The organism is Nocardia arseniciresistens, assembly GCF_046764875.1.
Taxonomy (GTDB): Bacteria; Actinomycetota; Actinomycetes; order Mycobacteriales; family Mycobacteriaceae; genus Nocardia; species Nocardia arseniciresistens.
The window spans coordinates 1-15152 of sequence record NZ_JBKORD010000035.1 but is presented as its reverse complement, the minus strand read 5'-3'; the positions used below and the strand labels follow the sequence as shown (position 1 = coordinate 15152).

Sequence of the window (15152 nt, the reverse complement as noted above, 5' to 3'; positions counted from 1 at the left end):
CGCGCAGCCTGGTGGTGGAGGCCGATGTGATCGCGGCTGGTCCGCTGGGGCGCGGCCGATGCGGAAGTGGTGCGGCCAAATCCGGGCGCTGGAATCGTTGCGACCGGCAGCCGGCCCGCCACCATGGCGGTGACGGGGGAGGCACCGGCAGGTCGGGTCCGGCCATGGCTGGCGCAGATGGGCTACGACCGCGCCGGCTGGTATTCCTGGGACCGCCTCGACAACGGGAGTCGCCTCAGCGCTGAACAGGTCCACCCTGAGTGGCAGGAGGTCGCACTCGGGGATTGGTTGACGGCAGCCCGCCGCGCGGCGGTGCGAGTCACCGGCGTTGCCACCAACGTCGCGGGGCAGGCTGGTTCGGGTGCTCTGGACACCACTGTGATTCCGGTATCGCGGCCCGAACCTGGTCGACATGGGCTCCGCAGCCGGACCAAGTCGTCTTCCCGCAGGCGCGGCAGGTGACGGGGTAGCACATCAGCGGTTCTCCTCACACTCGGAACGTGGTCCAGCTCGGTCTCGACGAGGACATCGGCCATGTATACCCCCTAGGGTATACGACCATACTCCCGGGCGCGGCGTGAGCCGAGCCCAGGAACATACCCCCATGGGTATCCTGGAGGGTGGTATTCAACGAAGGGAACAAGCCATGGTCGGCAACGAAGAGACTATCGCCCAGGTGCTCAATCGCCTGCGCCGCGCACACGGCCAACTCGCCGGAGTCATCTCCATGATCGAGCAGGGCCGCGACTGCAAGGACGTGGTCACCCAACTCGCCGCCGTATCAAGAGCGCTGGACCGCGCCGGATTCAAGATTGTCGCGACCGGGCTGCGCGAATGCCTGACCGGCGAAACCCCCGACGGTTCCGAAACCATGACCGAAGCCGAACTGGAGAAACTCTTCCTCGCCCTCGCGTGAACAAACCGAACGAATCCGGCACCCAACAGAAAGGGACGCGTTATGAAACTGGCACTATCCACTACCCTTGACACCAGCTTCGACGATGCCGTCGAGCGAACTCGAAAAGCCCTGTCCGAACAGGGATTCGGCGTTCTCACCGAGATCGACATGCGATCGACGCTGAAGGATAAGCTCGGTGCGGACCTGGAGGACTACCTGATCCTCGGCGCCTGCAACCCGTCACTTGCCCACCGCGCGGTCGAGGTGGACCGCCAGATCGGATTGCTGCTGCCCTGCAACGTGATCGTCCGCCGCGACCCGACAACCGACGACACCATCATCGTCGAAGCGATGAACCCGGAGCTGATGGTCCAGGTCACCAACGAACCTGCCCTCGTACCCGTCGCCGCTGAGGCCGCCACGAAGCTCCTCGCCGCAATCGATTCGCTGGTAGACGGCTGAGCGGCCCACACCGGGCGGCGGTGCACCAACGCCGGGATCAACCCTCTATCGCCGAACCCGCGTTCGGTGGTCAGCCCCGGCCGACCGGCTACAGGACCAGACCGAGCAGGCCGTCAACCACGGTTGCGGTGGGCCGGTCTGGCTGCCGTCGGAGGTGAGCCACACCGGGATCTCGTCGCCGCGCTTCGCCGCGGAGGAAGTTCACCGGCCAGCGGTCGTCCCGAACGGATCCACCACGTCGCGCGGGCTCCGCTCGCCCGCGGGACTGTCAAAAGTCCCACAGCAAGTGTCGGTTCGGCACTGTCGCGGCACCATTGCCGGTCCGTAGCGTCAAGATCGATAGAATTTCCGCAGTTCCGACAGCGCATAGGAGATCGCAATGCGTGCCCGGGTCGTCTACGAATCAATGTTCGGCAATACCGCGGCCATCGCCGAAGCCATCGCACAAGGGTTGGCCGAACATGCCTCGGTCGAGATTCTCACGGTAGTAGCTGCCGCCGAGGTGCCCGCACAACCGGTGGACTTGCTGTTTGTGGGTGGTCCGACGCACGCCCTCGGGCTGAGCAGAACCCGGACGCGACGCGACGCCGAGACTCGGACCGATGCACCGGTCGTGGTCGACATCGGCATTCGCGAATGGCTCGACGCGGCGTTCCCCCCGGCACCGGGTGCCAGAGCAGTGGCTTTCGGCACCCGAATCGCCAGGCCGTCCTGGCTGCCGGGCTCGGCCGCTCGTGGTGCGGGACGTCGATTACGGCGCCTGGGCTACGAACTCGCCGACAAGCCGATGGACTTCCTGGTCGACGGCATGCTCGGACCGCTCACGAAGGGCGAGTTGGAGCGTGCCCATGCGTGGGCCGAGCGACTGGCCCACACCGAAGCCGACCGGATCGCGCACCGGTTCTGACAGTGCGAGAATCGACAACTCTCTGAAAGAAGCGGCATTGCGCCGGCCGACCGGCGAGTGCTGGCCATCCGAATGTCGACTGGCCAGTTCATCGCGAACCCCACCGGCGAAACCCAGCTTGCCGCCGACACGGTCCTGATCATCCTCGGCACACGGGCCCAACTCGACGCGGTCCGCGAGCATTCCGACCGGCAATCCGTTGGCGGGGCAACAGGCGATAGCCGAGCTGACCGAACCGTGGCAGGCGCGGTCCGATCGCCGGCAAACGATGCCCGACCGAGGTCATCAGCCGGTAGGAGTCTCGATCGGGTCGAGTACCTCCTCGACAGTGCGGCGGTATGTGGCGGGCAGCGGCGGCGCACTCTTCGGTATCCAGCCGATCCGGATAATCGCTTGCGGATAGACGCTGTCACCCAGGACCTGCATGCGCACCCTGCTGCGTAGCTTGGGAATCTCTAGTGGTTCAGTGAGCACGCAGGTAGCCAGCCCGACGTTGGTGGCGGTCAACAGGACCGCGCTCATCGCCTCCCCCGCACACAACCGGGACATCCGATCATCGGCCGAGGTGCCGATCACCAACAGGTCGGCGAAGTCGGGTTCGTGCGCCGTGTCGATCAATTCGGGGGCGGCAAAGCTCCGGGCCGGCAGTTCGTCATCCGGCTGTTGACTCGGCGTGTTCCGCGCGGGTACACCGTCCGAGGCGGTGTGTCTGCCGCTCCAGCTCGCCAGTTCGAAGCAATAGTCCTGATCCATAGCGTGCTGAACGGCAGCGGCATGTACGGCGGCGATCAGATGTTCGCGAGCCCTACCGCTGGTCTGTCGAACGACAGCACCCAATGCGCTGGCACGCTCGGTAGCCAAACCGAGATATCCCAGCGGGATCGGCCACGACGAGTAATGCCTGCGATCGGTCCTTCGGCGCGAAATCGCGTCGCTCAGTGCGACTTCCAAAGGTGTCGGCCGATGCCGCACCAGCTCGATGGCAGCCAGATGGTTCGGCTCCGCCGGATTCGGCAGCCGGTGCACCACCGCCGACCATCCGAGCGCCGCCAATGCGATACGTAAGTGATGCAGCGCCGCGCCGCAACTCAGGATCATGTCGCGCCGGTCGGGGTCCGACATCGGCAATGCGCGGGCCGGGTCCAGGTAGAGGTGCACGGATCGGCTGCCGATCCGCCACCGCCAGGGCTGAGTGTTGTGTACCGACGGCGCCCGCACCGCGAGCGCCAACGCTGTCCTTATGGTGTTGTCGTCAGGCAACCCGTGGTCCATCTCGCGTCCTCCATTCCGGTTGATCCCACAATTCCAGTGGCGCGATGTCACCGGTTAGGGCAGGACGGCCCCTTGTGCTGGGACTTCGGACGCTTTTCGATTGCCGACGCCGAGCTTCGAGGTGGAACCGGAATGCTCTGCCGATCAAGGACCTTCGGCCATCACCCGTGCCGTGTCATTGCGGAAGCCCGAGTGCGACAGCTTTCAGCGAAAGGCTGGATACCGGCCGACCGCTCGACGACAGCGTCTCCGTCGCGTGTCGAGCCTGGCAAACCGGCGGAGAATGGTCACACAAACCGATGGCCGCGGCCGAGGCGGGCCCGCAAGGGACTCAGGTCACCGAACCAGAGTCCGAGTCCGGCCACCCACGCGGGATTGCTCCATACGCTGAGGACATCGAAGGAGGCCTGATGATCACAGTTTTCCTGGTCGACGACCACGAAATCGTCCGGCGCGGTATCGGCGACCTCATCGAATTGGAGCCCGACCTCGAGGTTGCCGGGGAAGCCGGTGACTGTTCACAGGCGCTGGCCCGAATTCCGGCGCTACAACCCGACGTCGTGGTCCTGGACGTAAGGCTTCCCGACGGCAACGGCATCGAACTGTGCCGCGAACTGCTTTCGGTCGATCCGCGACTACGCTGCCTGATCCTGACCTCCTTCACCGACGAACAGGCCATGCTCAATGCCATCCTGGCCGGAGCGAGCGGTTATGTCGTCAAGGACATCAAAAGCCTCGAACTCATCGACGCCATCCGCGACGTCGGCACCGGTAAGTCCCTCTTGGACAACCGTGCCGCAGCCGCGTTGATGGCCAAGCTTCGCTCCGAAGCCGAGGCCAAGACCGGACCGTTGGCCAGCCTCACCGATCAGGAACGCGTTTTGCTCGCGCTGCTGGGTGAAGGCTTGACCAACCGACAGATCGCCGGCCGTATGTTCCTGGCCGAGAAGACGGTGAAGAACTATGTCTCCCGACTCCTGACCAAACTGGGGGTCGAGCGACGCACGCAAGCCGCCGTCATCGCCTCCAAGCTCGACCAGCCCGAGAGTCAAGATTAGGCCGCCCTTCCATCGGGCTCGATCACCTCGGTGTCCGAATGATCGTGGAAGAATGTTGGCATGGATGGGCAGCGTTCCGACGCGACGCCGATCGAGCGGACGCCGGTGACCGAAACACTGTCGCAACTGCGTCTGCGTGAACTTCTCCTCGAGGTGCAAGACCGCATTGCGCTGATCGTGGACGTGCGCGACCGCATGGATCGACTCATGGAGGCCATGCTGGTGATCACCGCCGGCCTGGACCTGGACAACACATTGCGCTCCATCGTGCACACCGCCATCGAGTTGGTCGACGCCGAATACGGCGCGCTCGGCGTCCGCGAAACCGATCGGACAAGCCTGCAACTCGCCGAATTCGTCTACGAGGGCATCGACGACCGCACCCGCGTCATGATCGGCGACCTGCCCCGCGGCCATGGTGTGCTCGGGTTACTGATCGAACAACCCAAACCCATTCGCCTGTCGAATCTTTCGGATCACCCGTCCTCGGTGGGCTTTCCCGCCAACCATCCGCCGATGAGCACCTTCCTCGGCGTCCCGGTCAAGGTTCGCGACGAAGTATTCGGCAATCTGTATCTGACGGAGAAGGCGGGCGGCCAGGAATTCACCGACGACGATGAGGTCGTTGTCCAGGCCTTGGCCGCGGCCGCGGGCATCGCCATCGAGAACGCGCGACTCTACGAACAATCCCGGCTGCGGATGCAGTGGCTGGAAGCGACCAAAGATGTAGCCACCGAATTACTCGCCGGCGGCGAGCCGGACGAAGTCCTCACACTGGTCGCCAACCGGGCGCTGACCCTCACCGGGTCGGCGTGCACCTTCCTCGCGCTGCCCGAAGACCCCGATATTCCACACGAGGATGTCACCGAATTGATCGTTGTCGCGGCCGCGGGAATCGACGCCGAGGCGCTCATCGGGCAACGGCTTCCCCTGGACCGATCCCACTCCGGCGAGGCCTTTCAGTACGGCCACCCGATCGCTGTGGACAAGTTCGTGCACAATCCGCTTTTCGGCTCCGCGGCTGAATTCGGTCCGGCATTGATCCTGCCGTTGCGAGCCGACGGCTCGGTCATAGGTGAGCTGACCACGATGCAGCCCGCCGGGGCGCAGCCCCTGGATGTTGCGGCGCAGTCGATGATGGCCGCGATCGCCGACCAAGCGGCGGTCGCGCTCCAACTGGCCGACACTCAACGCCGAGTGCGCGAACTCGATGTGCTCTCCGATCGTGATCGGATCGCCCGAGGACTGCATGATCACGTCATCCAGCGGCTATTCGCGGTGGGACTGTCGCTGCAGGGCACCGCGCAGCGAGCGCGCGTACCGGAGATCAAGGCAAGGCTCACCGAGACCATCGATGACGTGCAGTCGATCGTGCAGGACATCCGTCATTCGATCTTCGACCTACAGAGCAACACCTCGGCCGATTCCTCGAAGTACCGAAAGCACCTGCACGGCATCATCGTCGACATGACCGCCGACAGTGGGTTACGCACCACCATCCGGCTGGCCGGTCCGGTGACGGTACTCGCACCACCGTTGTCCGACGATGTCGAAGCGGTATTGCGGGAGGCGGTGAGCAATGTGGTGCGCCACGCTTCGGCGAAAATAGTCTCGGTCGAACTAAAGATCCGCGACGATGTCACCATCGAGGTGATCGACGACGGTATCGGCATTTCCGAGGACATCACCCGGCGTAGCGGACTCGCGAATCTCGCGGTCCGGGCCAGTGCGGCCGGTGGCAGTTTCAGCATCGAGAACCGTCCAGAGGGCGGCTCGGTGCTGCGCTGGTCGGCGCCGTTGCCCTAGGCATTCCGGCGGCCCGGTGCGACTCCGAACACCATTGCACCGTAACCGGATTCGACGCATGCCGCACGACGAAGGTCCCCTGACACCATCGATCCGCGGAGAGTGCGTAGCAGAATTCGACGCACTCGGGCTCGCAGACACGAACCCGCGCCTATGTGCACACCTCGGCGAACTGGTAGCGGCGGCACTGCCGGTGCCGCCCGGTTTCACCATTCCGCGCGACCTACGAGCCGGTGACCTCCGGTGGACCGGACGATTGCCCGGATCAGCGCGACTCTGACGTGTCGGTATCGGCCGGTGGCCTATCGGCCCTCAGGTCGAGGACCAACGCCAGCAGCCCGATGGCCGCCGAATTCCTACCGTATGGAGTAACCCCAACGAACAGAAGGGTGTAAACCATGGCCGCTCAGGAGACCGACCAATCCCATCGGCTGGCATCGGCCGCGATCGTCGTCGGCACCGATGGTTCAGCAAACTCCGACATCGCGGTTCGGTGGGCCGCGAAAACCGCCGCCACAAAGGGACGGCGGCTGCGCATCGTGCACGGCCTCGACCTTGCCGCCATGCGTGTGGTCGTCGGCAGCTACGACGTCGTCGAACCCTCGGTCATCGCGAAGATGCACGCGCACGGCGTCCAGATTCTCGCCGCGGCCATGCGATCGGCACGCGCGATCGCCCCAAAGCTGACGGTGACCACCGAACTCTCCGAAGCGAAACCCGCGCAAATGCTCATCACATTGTCGGAGGACGCGCACCTCGTCGCTCTCGGCGCCACCCCTGGTGTCGGCACCGTCCTGCACCTCGGGTCGACGCTGCTCGCGGTAACCGCTCACGCACACGGCTCCGTGGTCGTCGTGCATGGCGCCGGTGAGCAGCCAACCGATAGCCGGCCGGTCGTAGTGGGTGTCGACGGCAGCCCAATCAGTGAAGCAGCTGTCGCGGCCGCGTTCGCCGAGGCGTCCGAACGAAACGTCGAACTCGTCGCGGTGCACGCTTGGAGTGACCTGTCGGCCGGTGAATTCGCCGGGAGATCCTATTTAGAGGTCCCCGCCGCCGCTCTCGAGGACGCCGAAAACGCGCTACTGGCCGAGCGGCTCGCCGGCTGGCAGGAGAAGTACCCGGACGTGCAGGTCACTCGCAAGGTCTTCGCCGACGGACCGCGCCGACACCTGGCCAACTGCTCGAAAACGGCCCAGCTGATCGTGGTCGGCAGCCGCGGCCGCGGCGGATTCCGGGGTCTGCTGCTCGGCTCCACCAGCAATTGGCTTGTACAGCACGCTGATTGCCCGGTCATGGTCGTACATCCAAAGTAGCAAAGGGGCACACATGACCACTCAACCGAATTCCCCGATCGTCGTCGGTGTCGACGGCTCCGACACCGCTGCGGCGGCCATACGCTGGGCTGCCGCAGAAGCCGCGCGCAACCACGCCCCACTGCAGCTGATCAATGCCATCGACATCCCTATCGACTACGGGCCCGGCCTCGGTGTCGTACCGATCGACCCGACGCCCTACCGGCACGAGGGCGCCGAGATAGTCTCCGCCGCAATACGAACCGCTACCAAAGCCGCCGCGCCTATCGACATGATCGAGGCCGCCGGCGAGGTCACCGACGGAGCACCGATACCGATACTGATCCACCGCGCCGAGACAGCCCGGATGTTGGTCGTCGGAACCCGCGGCCTCGGCGCCTTCCGACGCGGCCTGCTCGGCTCGGTGAGCACCTCGGTCGCTCGACATGCATCCTGCCCGGTCGCGATAATTCCCGAAACCAGCAAGCACCCCACCGAGGGTCCGGTCGTGGTCGGCGTCGACGGCTCCGAGTGCAGCACCCGCGCGGTCGAGATCGCCTTCGACGAAGCGTCCCGCCGCGGCACCGACCTCACCGCAGTACTCACCTGGTCGGAATTCAATCGCTTCATTCCCCGCGCCGAAATGCAGATCGAGGCGGAAGGACTCCTCGCCGAAAGCCTCGCGGGTTACACCGAGAAGTATCCCGATGTCACCGTCCGGCGCATAGTCGCCGAAGCGAGCCCCACCAGACGACTCCTCGAGGAGTCCGAGCACGCCCAATTGATCGTCGTGGGAAGCCACGGTCGTGGCGGATTCGCGGGTATGACCCTCGGCTCGGTCAGCCAGGCGGTGCTGCACGCGACCGAGATTCCCCTCATCATCGCTCGCAGCACAACGGAAAAGCCATAAAGGTCGAAGACGGACGCACCTCGACGCAAGACAGGCCCGGCGACACCGACGAATTTCATCGGACCGTACCCGGCATGAGAACAGCGGCCGCAGCGCCGACACCATCCTGCCGCAGTCCCAAAACCTTTCTGTCGGTGATACTTTCGCACTCGGAAACAATGGCCCACGACTGCGCGTCGACACTCTCGAACCAGAGCGGGCACTTGTGCCGAGACCGAACGCCCACACCCAGCCGAACGCCGCATTGCCGTCAGCGGTGAGACCGACCAATCGGCCCAACCCGCACTCGCGAGTCAGTGACCATGGACCCTCGAGAACGGGCGCAAGGCCCATACCGCGCAACGAATCGGCCGACGACACTCGATGATATGACCGACAACAGCTCTTTCCCCGAACCTGCCGTCCCAGATCAGCCGACGGTACTGGCGGCCGTCCGGCTCGCCAGTCGTGCTCCGTCGGTCCACAACACCCAACCCTGGCGTTGGATTTTCGACGGCACCCACCTGCACCTGTACCGCGACAACGACCGGCTACTCACCGCAGCAGACCCGGCGGGCAGACAACTGGTGATCAGCTGCGGCGCGGTACTGCACCACGCACGCACAGCCCTCGCCGCACAAGGCTGGCACACCGACACGACACGCCTGCCGGACGCAACAAACTCCGATCGCCTGGCGACTATCGGGTTCCGACCGTGGCCCGATCCGCCCGCAGGTGTCCTGACCCGAGCCAGCGCCATCGACGTGCGTCGTACCGACCGACTGCCGCTGTCCGAGCCCACCGACTGGCCGCAACTCGCACACGCCGCGCGGATGCTGGTGACACCGCACGATGTCGAATTCGACGTCCTCGATGAAACTGCCCGCCCCCGGCTGGCGGCTGCCTCTGAACAGGCCACCGCCACCCGCCACTACGATATGGACTACCAAGCCGAATTGCATTGGTGGGCAGGACATTCCGACGTCACGGAGGGCATTCCGCGCGAAGCCTTGGTTTCCGACGCCGAATTCGCCCGCGTCAGTGTCGGACGCACGTTCCCTTCAGCACCGCACTCGGCGCGCCGCGGCACCCTCGAAGACCACGCCCGCCTCGTGGTACTGAGCTCCGAGAACGAATCTGTCACAGCATGGCTACACGCCGGTGAAGCACTCTCCGCCGTGCTGTTGGAGTGCACCGCCGCTGGCCTGGCCACCTGCGCGCTCACCCACATCACAGAACTCCCCGCCGGCCGCAGCGCCCTCACCGAGCTGATCCCACACCCCGGCTTCCCGCAGGTTGTGATCCGTGTCGGCTCCGCGCCGGACGATGAACAAGAAGTGCCACCTTCGCCCAGACGACCGCTCAGCGACATACTCACCATCCAACGCGACTGAGCACTTTGTTCCGGGGCCATTTTCACAGGTTCGATCGCCCCCCGATCCAGACCCCGCCTCGGCCCACCGCCACATGAAACCGTTCACGAGGCTCCAACCGAGGACGCTGACGCTCCTCCACACTCATCGCCGACCGAGTCGGCCTGGCACGAAACCCGCTGATCACGGCCAGGGCCGTGCCACCAGGGAAAACCGTGTTCGCCAGCACACGGGCATGACAGACTCACTTGCAGATGCCTGCCGAGATTTGATCGGAGCGGAATTGGAACCGACGATGAACGAGTCGGACGCTGTGCACCGGACTCGCTTGGTGCTGGCATCGGTCGTCACGGAGTTCGCCGACACCTGGGACAAAACCGGTCAACCCCCGAATCTCGCGGAGTATCTACCGGACACGCCGGGTTTGCGGCGGATGTGTCTTATCGAGCTGATCAAGGTCGATCTGGAGTACCGATGGCTGCGCTACAACCATCCGAAACGGCTCGCTCAGTACCGCGCCGAATACGCCGAGCTGCGTACCGGCCCGACGCCGCCGGATCTGGCTTATGAAGAGTTCCATGTGCGGCGCCGATCCGGGCGAGACCAGGATCGAGACGACCAGCCGACCGAGATGGAGGCGACCGCCACCGTATGGTCGGAAATCGACTACCGCAGCACACTGATCGCGCCGCCACGGGCCCAGGAGGCGCTCGACGGGGTCCGCGTCGGTACGAGTGTCGACGATTTCGATCTGCTCGTCGGATTGGGCAGCGGCGCCTTCGCACGGGTATTCCTGGCGCGGCAAAGGTCGATGCAGCGGCTGGTCGCGGTGAAGATCTCGTACAACCGTGGCACCGAGCCGGAGACACTTGCGCAGCTGGATCACGAGTACATCGTGAGGGTCTTCGATCATCGGCTGATCCGCGACGGCGAACTCAAATTGATGTACATGCAGTACCTTCCTGGCGGCACGCTGCTCGGGGTGCTGAATCTGGTGCGCTCCCGATCATCGAACGGCCGCACTGGCGCCCTACTGCTCGACGCGGTCGATCAGGCGATCGAAGATACCGGCGGAATCATCCCGAACGACTCCGATACCCGCAGCGACATCATCAGCTACAGCTGGCCGGAAACGGTCGCATGGCTCGGCAGCCGACTCGCCGAAGCACTCGACTACGCCGCACGCACCGGAGTACTGCACCGCGATATCAAACCGGCCAATGTGCTGCTCACCGCGGAGGGCGTCCCGAAACTCGCCGACTTCAATGTCAGCTTCAGCCACCACGTCGCCGGGACGAATCCGATGGCGTACTTCGGCGGGTCGCTGGCATACATGTCCCCCGAACAACTCGCGGCCTGTCACCCGGAGTTGCCGACCACCGCCGGAGATCTGGATGTCCGCAGTGATATCTACGCGCTCGGTGTCATGCTATGGGAGCTGCTGACCGGACGCAGACCCTTCGACGACGAACCGCAGGCAGGGGAATCGGAGACCTCGCTGGGGCGGATGCTCGAACTTCGCAAGAACGACATCGAAGCGCGTTATCTGTCCGAACTCCCCTCGGACTGCCCGCCGACCCTGCGCCGCGCGCTGTTGAAATGTCTTGCGCCACAGCGAGACAACCGTTGGTCGACCGGTACCGAAGTGGCACAGCAATTCGAGCTGTGCTTGGACCGGCGGGCCCGCGATCTCGTCGACCCGCAGCGCGGCAGTTTACGTTCGAAGGTCGGGCCATGGTCGCTGGCGGCCATCGTCACCTTGGCGAGCTCGACCGGCGGCATGCTCGGCGTGCTCTACGGCAATGTGCACAACAGGGCGCTGATCGAGGCATGGATACCGGACGATCAGCGGGAGTCGTTGCGAGGTATCAACCCGGTGCTGGAACTGATCGTCCCCCTGCTGGTTCTCGTCGTGACGAACTACCTGTGCCGCCGGGTTTTTCTGGTGGTGTGGCGCGGACTGCGGAAGGGTCGGACGTTCACCCCGGAAATGCTGGCACTCGCCCGCAGAGACAGCCTGACGGTGGGTGACAGGGTCGCCTGGGTCGCCTTCGCCGGATGGGCCACCGGCGCGATCGTGACCGCCTTCGCGCTGCGCAGCGGCACCGATCTCGCACCTGCGCAGGTGGTGCACCTGTCCACCTCGCTGCTCGTCTGTGGCGCGATCGCGGTCGCGTACCCGTTTTTCCTCGTCACACTCTTCGTTGTCCGCACCATCTACCCGCGCCTGCTCCTACACGGGACCACCGCCGCCGACTACGACAACCTCCGCGCCCTGAGCCGCCGCAGCACCCGTTACCTCGCGGTGGCCGCCTCGATTCCGCTCATCGGCGTCGTGCACGGCCTCATGTTCCTGAAACCGGAGGAAGTCCCCCTCGTCACCGAATCGATCCGCTGGCTGGCCATCGCGGGTGTCTTCGGATTCATCGGCAATTACTGGTTGCACCGGAAACTGGAGGACGACCTGCGGGCATTCCAACGCACTGTCTCCGGTCGGTCGCGGGGGCAAACGAAACGAGCCACAACTCACTGATCAACCTTGCCTCGTCGGAGAACTCGAGAACTGTCCGACCTACGCCCCTGCGGCAGTTGCCGAACGCACCTCACTGAAACCGATAACGCTCGGCTCGCACACGAGGGTGTGTGGCCGCTGTCATCGCCACCGCCAAATTACAGATCTGCTTCGTACGACTCACACCATTAGCAACGTCAGAATTCCGCGCCGGATACCAGCGGCGGCTGGCCGCCGCCGTATCCGTTCCAACGCCGCCTCAACGCATCACACGGCGTCGAAGTACTCGATCTTTGGTGCGCCGGCCAGCAACGTGGCGAGGCGCTTGCCCGCAGCACGGAAGTGGTCCGACTTCCCATGCAGCTCGAGGGCAGCTTGGTCGTCATACAGCTCGAATATGCGATACGAATTCGGGTCGGTTTTGGCGCGCACAAGTCGATAAACCTGATTCCCCGGTTCGTTCAACTTGATCTGTTCCACCAGGCCAGCGATAACGGACTCGAACTCGGCACCTTTGCCATCCTGCACGGTCAACTCGGCAATAACGGCGATCATCTGCACTCCTGTTGTCGGCGAATCGGCACGGCCCGATGATAGCGAGCCTACGAACGTCAGTGGCCACACTACGAGTGCGCAGCACGGTTGTGCGCCCATGCGATCCGATCACCGCCGATTGGTCACGACAGCCATCTCCAGCGGCGGCGAATACCCGACGCGGTCGGAACCGACACGAGACCGCAATCTCTCGTGCCTCCAGCGCCAAGTCGTACACCGGCCACATCGGAGACGGGATCCGCGCGCGGCGCTGACGACTACCAGCGACGCGCTCAGATCGCTGTGGTGCCGCCGTCGACAACCAGCTCTATGCCATTGACGTAGCTCGAGTCGTCCGAGGCGAGGAACAACGCGACCGACGCGATCTCTTCAGGGCGGCCCATCTCTCGCCGCGGGATCACGGATTCGAACTGCGCCTTCATCTGCTCGTCCATCACCTGCTCCAGAATCGGCGTGGCTACCTGGCCGGGGGTCAGCACGTTCACCCGGATCCTCCTGTCCCTCAACTCGGACACCCACACCCGTGCGTAGGCGGGCAGCACGGCCTTGCTCGCTGCGTACACACTCCAATCGGGGTAGCCCCGCAGCGACGCGTTCGACCCGGTCATGAAGATCGAGCCTCCATCGTTGAACAGCGGCAGCGCCTTCTGGACCGTGAACAGCGTGCCGCGCGCGTTCAGCGAGAAGGCGGCATCGAACTGCTCCTCGGTGATCTCGCCGAGCCTGCCCTGCTCGCCCATCCCAGCACTTGCCCACAACACGTCGACCGTGCCCTTTTCCTGCTTGACCGTCTCGAACAAACGGTCCAGATCATCGAGGTCGGCCGAATCGCCTTGCACGCCGGTCACGTTCCGGCCGATCAGCTCGACGGCTTCGTCCAGCGCATCCTTCCGCCGGCCCGAAATGAAAACGTGAGCTCCTTCGTCAACGAACAACTTCGCACCGGCCAGCGCCATCCCACTTGTCGCGCCTGTGATCACCGCAACCTTGCCATCGAGCTTTCCCACGACCACTCCATTCACCTGCCGTGCCGATGTTATGTACACCGATCTGCGTACTTAACGTATCGAACAGTCGCCTGGGGCGCAAGCTATGCACACCGAGCGGTACCCAAGTGGGTTACGCTGGGCGTGTGAGAGAGTTGGAGAAGGGGCCGCGAGGCCTGCGCCGCGGCAGGGGCGCACGAGAGCGCATCCTCAGCGCGTCACAACAACTGTTCCGCGATCAAGGCATCAACTGCACCGGCATGGACCAGCTCTGCGCGGTGGCCGAGGTGTCCAAGCGCACGCTTTACCAGCACTTCACCGGCAAGGACGAGCTGATCGCCGAATGCCTACGCCGATTCGATCCCGACATCCTGCCCGAAGTGTTCGACCGCACCGACCTCACACCTCGCGAACGGCTCCTCGCCGCGTTCGACGTGCACGCGCCCCTGTGCCCATTCATCGCGGCGGCCGTCGAAATCCCCGACCCGGGCCATCCGGCACGCGTACACGCCCGCGACTACAAAATAGGCTTTGCCGCCCGGCTCACCGATACCGCCCGCGAGGCCGGCGCCACCAACCCCGAACAGCTCGGCGAGCAACTGGCGCTGCTGCTGGACGGCGCCTCGGCCCGCAGCCGAGTCCTCAACACCGACGCGTTCACCACCGCCGCCGCCATCGCAGCCGTCCTCGTCGACAACGCCATCCCCACGGCAGCGGCACCGGCCGGCTCGAGCGCTGTCGAGCAGCACGATGACGCCGGCCGGGGCGGCGCCCCACATTCCGGCCGGGGCGCCGTTGCCGAGCACCCCGGCCATGGCCACATCCGTGACCGCATCACGGAGCAGACGTGATCGGAGAGCTTCAGCCCGCGCCGCTGCCCGTCGTGCGTGCGTCGGTCTGTCCGCGGGTCTCGACGACGGCGCGGACCAGAGGGTCTTCGTATCGATGGATTTTGAAGTCATGGTCGGCCAGGGAGCCGAACGGGGGGGGGGGGGGGGGGGGGGGGGGGGGGGGGGGGGGGGGGGGGGGGGGGGGGGGGGGGGGGGGGGGGGGGGGCGGGGGGGGGGGGGGGGGGGGGGGGGGGGCGGGGGGGGGGGGGGGGGGGGGGGGGGGGGCGGGGGGGGGGGGGGGGCGGCGGGGGC

General features: G+C 65.2%; 14 protein-coding genes. 11 read left to right on the top strand and 3 right to left on the bottom strand.

Translation table 11 applies throughout. The annotated features are described in order from the left end of the window. Positions 1-69 precede the first annotated feature (69 nt). The 4 genes from ACLMAJ_RS37765 (at position 70) to ACLMAJ_RS37750 (ending at position 2267) form a co-directional block, all read left to right on the top strand. On the top strand, positions 70-462 hold the full coding sequence (locus ACLMAJ_RS37765; protein ID WP_412018716.1) for a hypothetical protein: 393 nt from the start codon (positions 70-72) through the stop codon (positions 460-462). 184 nt (positions 463-646) lie between these two features. Continuing rightward, a complete protein-coding gene (locus ACLMAJ_RS37760) occupies positions 647-916 on the top strand; it encodes a metal-sensitive transcriptional regulator (RefSeq protein WP_412018722.1) in 270 nt (89 codons plus the stop codon). Positions 917-958: 42 nt separating this feature from the next. Further along, positions 959-1360 carry a DUF302 domain-containing protein gene (locus ACLMAJ_RS37755; protein ID WP_412018715.1) on the top strand — a complete coding sequence of 134 codons (402 nt, stop codon included), beginning with the start codon at positions 959-961 and terminating at the stop codon, positions 1358-1360. 379 nt (positions 1361-1739) lie between these two features. Next, complete coding sequence (locus ACLMAJ_RS37750; RefSeq protein WP_412018714.1) at positions 1740-2267, top strand: flavodoxin family protein; 528 nt, start codon at positions 1740-1742, stop codon at positions 2265-2267. A 285-nt stretch (positions 2268-2552) separates the two neighbouring features. Here the strand turns inward: ACLMAJ_RS37750 and ACLMAJ_RS37745 are convergent, their stop codons facing one another. Then, positions 2553-3539 (bottom strand): Acg family FMN-binding oxidoreductase, encoded by a 987-nt coding sequence (locus tag ACLMAJ_RS37745; protein WP_412018713.1) that lies wholly within the window; start codon positions 3537-3539, stop codon positions 2553-2555. 410 nt (positions 3540-3949) lie between these two features. Here ACLMAJ_RS37745 and ACLMAJ_RS37740 point away from each other — a divergent pair, with 410 nt between their 5' ends. From ACLMAJ_RS37740 to ACLMAJ_RS37715, 6 genes are all read left to right on the top strand, one after another. Next, positions 3950-4597, top strand: a complete 648-nt coding sequence (locus ACLMAJ_RS37740; protein ID WP_412018712.1) for a response regulator — start codon at positions 3950-3952, stop codon at positions 4595-4597. Positions 4598-4657: 60 nt separating this feature from the next. Then, entirely contained in the window at positions 4658-6403 is a 1746-nt protein-coding gene (locus ACLMAJ_RS37735) for a sensor histidine kinase (protein WP_412018711.1), read from the top strand. A gap of 398 nt (positions 6404-6801) precedes the next feature. Continuing rightward, entirely contained in the window at positions 6802-7716 is a 915-nt protein-coding gene (locus ACLMAJ_RS37730) for a universal stress protein (protein WP_412018710.1), read from the top strand. 13 nt (positions 7717-7729) lie between these two features. Next, positions 7730-8605, top strand: a complete 876-nt coding sequence (locus ACLMAJ_RS37725) for a universal stress protein (protein ID WP_412018709.1) — start codon at positions 7730-7732, stop codon at positions 8603-8605. A gap of 368 nt (positions 8606-8973) precedes the next feature. After that, positions 8974-9978 carry an Acg family FMN-binding oxidoreductase gene (locus tag ACLMAJ_RS37720; RefSeq protein WP_412018708.1) on the top strand — a complete coding sequence of 335 codons (1005 nt, stop codon included), beginning with the start codon at positions 8974-8976 and terminating at the stop codon, positions 9976-9978. Positions 9979-10252: 274 nt separating this feature from the next. Next, a complete protein-coding gene (locus tag ACLMAJ_RS37715; protein ID WP_412018707.1) occupies positions 10253-12490 on the top strand; it encodes a serine/threonine-protein kinase in 2238 nt (745 codons plus the stop codon). A gap of 246 nt (positions 12491-12736) precedes the next feature. Here ACLMAJ_RS37715 and ACLMAJ_RS37710 read toward each other — a convergent pair whose 3' ends face one another. Both ACLMAJ_RS37710 and ACLMAJ_RS37705 read right to left on the bottom strand, forming a co-directional pair. Continuing rightward, positions 12737-13024 carry a putative quinol monooxygenase gene (locus ACLMAJ_RS37710; RefSeq protein ID WP_412018706.1) on the bottom strand — a complete coding sequence of 96 codons (288 nt, stop codon included), beginning with the start codon at positions 13022-13024 and terminating at the stop codon, positions 12737-12739. 272 nt (positions 13025-13296) lie between these two features. Next, a complete protein-coding gene (locus tag ACLMAJ_RS37705; protein ID WP_412018705.1) occupies positions 13297-14031 on the bottom strand; it encodes an SDR family NAD(P)-dependent oxidoreductase in 735 nt (244 codons plus the stop codon). Between the two features lie 125 nt (positions 14032-14156). On the opposite strand from ACLMAJ_RS37705, the gene ACLMAJ_RS37700 reads away from it, so the two are divergent. Continuing rightward, complete coding sequence (locus tag ACLMAJ_RS37700) at positions 14157-14861, top strand: TetR/AcrR family transcriptional regulator (protein ID WP_412018704.1); 705 nt, start codon at positions 14157-14159, stop codon at positions 14859-14861. Positions 14862-15152: the final 291 nt, after the last annotated feature.

What these genes read in the sequence shown, in the direction of transcription:
- ACLMAJ_RS37760 (WP_412018722.1), top strand. Translation starts at nt 647, where the DNA reads ATGGTCGGCAACGAAGAGACTATCGCCCAGGTGCTCAATCGCCTGCGC.
- ACLMAJ_RS37755 (WP_412018715.1), top strand. Translation starts at nt 959, where the DNA reads ATGAAACTGGCACTATCCACTACCCTTGACACCAGCTTCGACGATGCC.
- ACLMAJ_RS37750 (WP_412018714.1), top strand. Translation starts at nt 1,740, where the DNA reads ATGCGTGCCCGGGTCGTCTACGAATCAATGTTCGGCAATACCGCGGCC.
- ACLMAJ_RS37745 (WP_412018713.1), bottom strand. Translation starts at nt 3,539, where the DNA reads ATGGACCACGGGTTGCCTGACGACAACACCATAAGGACAGCGTTGGCG.
- ACLMAJ_RS37740 (WP_412018712.1), top strand. Translation starts at nt 3,950, where the DNA reads ATGATCACAGTTTTCCTGGTCGACGACCACGAAATCGTCCGGCGCGGT.
- ACLMAJ_RS37735 (WP_412018711.1), top strand. Translation starts at nt 4,658, where the DNA reads ATGGATGGGCAGCGTTCCGACGCGACGCCGATCGAGCGGACGCCGGTG.
- ACLMAJ_RS37730 (WP_412018710.1), top strand. Translation starts at nt 6,802, where the DNA reads ATGGCCGCTCAGGAGACCGACCAATCCCATCGGCTGGCATCGGCCGCG.
- ACLMAJ_RS37725 (WP_412018709.1), top strand. Translation starts at nt 7,730, where the DNA reads ATGACCACTCAACCGAATTCCCCGATCGTCGTCGGTGTCGACGGCTCC.
- ACLMAJ_RS37720 (WP_412018708.1), top strand. Translation starts at nt 8,974, where the DNA reads ATGACCGACAACAGCTCTTTCCCCGAACCTGCCGTCCCAGATCAGCCG.
- ACLMAJ_RS37715 (WP_412018707.1), top strand. Translation starts at nt 10,253, where the DNA reads ATGAACGAGTCGGACGCTGTGCACCGGACTCGCTTGGTGCTGGCATCG.
- ACLMAJ_RS37710 (WP_412018706.1), bottom strand. Translation starts at nt 13,024, where the DNA reads ATGATCGCCGTTATTGCCGAGTTGACCGTGCAGGATGGCAAAGGTGCC.